This window comes from Stenotrophomonas sp. FR010, from assembly GCF_047520755.2.
In the GTDB taxonomy this organism is placed as follows: Bacteria; Pseudomonadota; Gammaproteobacteria; order Xanthomonadales; family Xanthomonadaceae; genus Stenotrophomonas; species Stenotrophomonas sepilia.
The window spans coordinates 1-1,749 of sequence record NZ_JAXBQT020000054.1 but is presented as its reverse complement, the minus strand read 5'-3'; the positions used below and the strand labels follow the sequence as shown (position 1 = coordinate 1,749).

2 protein-coding genes are annotated in these 1,749 nt (G+C 61.3%); both read right to left on the bottom strand.

Features of this window, described 5'->3' with window-relative positions; translation table 11 throughout:
- The coding region (locus ACM0PK_RS21605) for an Hsp70 family protein (protein ID WP_495498555.1) at positions 1-902 on the bottom strand (902 nt) is incomplete at its 3' end.
- An 82-nt stretch (positions 903-984) separates the two neighbouring features.
- The coding region (locus ACM0PK_RS21600) for an AAA family ATPase (protein ID WP_495498554.1) at positions 985-1,749 on the bottom strand (765 nt) is incomplete at its 5' end.

Here is a 1,749-nt window from a genome sequence, read left to right as displayed (position 1 = left end):
TTGATGTTCAGGTGCTTCGGACCCGACGCGTCAGCGGTGACGTACGGCAGGTTCACTTCGGTCTGCTGGGCGCTGGACAGCTCGATCTTGGCGCGTTCGGCGGCGTCCTTCAGGCGCTGCAGGGCCAGCGGATCCTTGCGCAGGTCAATACCCTGTTCCTTGTTGAACTCATCCACAAGGTAGTCAATAACCCGCTTGTCAAAGTCCTCGCCGCCCAGGAACGTGTCGCCGTTGGTGGCCAGCACTTCGAACTGCTTTTCACCGTCGACAGTGGCAATCTCGATGATCGAGACGTCGAAGGTGCCGCCGCCCAGGTCGTACACCACGATCTTGCGATCCTTGTTGTCGCCCTTGTCCAGGCCATAGGCCAGCGCAGCCGCGGTCGGCTCATTGATGATGCGCTTGACGTCCAGGCCGGCGATGCGGCCGGCGTCCTTGGTGGCTTGGCGCTGGCTGTCGTTGAAGTAGGCCGGTACGGTGATGACCGCTTCGGTGACCTTCTCACCGAGGAAGTCCTCGGCGGTCTTCTTCATCTTTTCCAGCACCTTGGCCGAGATTTCCTGCGGCGCCATCTTCTTGCCGTCGCTGGTAGCCACCCACGCATCGCCATTGTCGTGGGAAATAATGCTGAATGGGACTAGGCCAAGATCCTTCTGGACCTCAGGATCCTCAAACTTCCGTCCAATCAGACGCTTTACGGCGTAGAAGGTGTTCTTCGCGTTAGTGACCGCCTGGCGCTTGGCAGGTGCGCCCACCAGGATTTCCCCTTCCTTGGTGTATGCAACGATCGACGGCGTGGTGCGATCGCCTTCTGAGTTCTCAATCACGCGGGCCTTTGTGCCCTCGATGATCGCCACGCATGAGTTGGTCGTGCCCAAATCGATACCAATGATCTTGCCCATCATCTTCACCCTGGGTTGTCTGGAACTGCAATGCCACGAGCGGTGCCGGCCCTTGTCGATATGGTCACCCCGCTCGGCTCTATCAGGTACTCCTGAAGACCAAATGCCCACCCTCATTGCCGACTTCGATGGTGTCACCGTTAACGAACGCGCCGGACAGGATCTGCTGCGCCAGCGGATTCTCCAGCTGCGACTGGATCGCCCGCTTCAACGGACGCGCGCCATACACCGGGTCGAAGCCGACGTTGCCGAGCAGATCGAACGCCGCATCGGAGACCGCCAGCTTCAACCCACGCTCGGCCAGCCGCTTCTCCAGCCCGCGCATCTGGATGCGTGCGATCTGCTTGATCTGCTGCTTGTCCAGCGGGTGGAACACGACGATGTCGTCCAGGCGGTTGATGAACTCCGGACGGAAGTGCGCCTGCACCACGCCCATCACGGCCGCCTTCATCTGCGTGTAGGCCTCCGGGCTGTCGTCGGTGCTCATGTCCTGGATCTGATGCGAGCCCAGGTTCGAGGTCATCACGATGACGGTGTTGCGGAAGTCCACCGTGCGGCCCTGGCCGTCGGTCAGGCGGCCATCGTCCAGCACCTGCAGCAGGATGTTGAACACATCCGGATGCGCCTTCTCCACCTCGTCGAGCAGGATCAGCGAATACGGGCGACGACGCACGGCCTCGGTCAGGTAGCCACCTTCCTCGTAGCCGACATAGCCCGGGGGCGCACCGATCAGGCGGGCGACGCTGTGCTTCTCCATGAACTCGCTCATGTCGATGCGGATCATCGCGTCGGCACTGTCGAACAGGAACTCGGCCAGCGACTTGCACAGCTCGGTCTTGCCGACGCC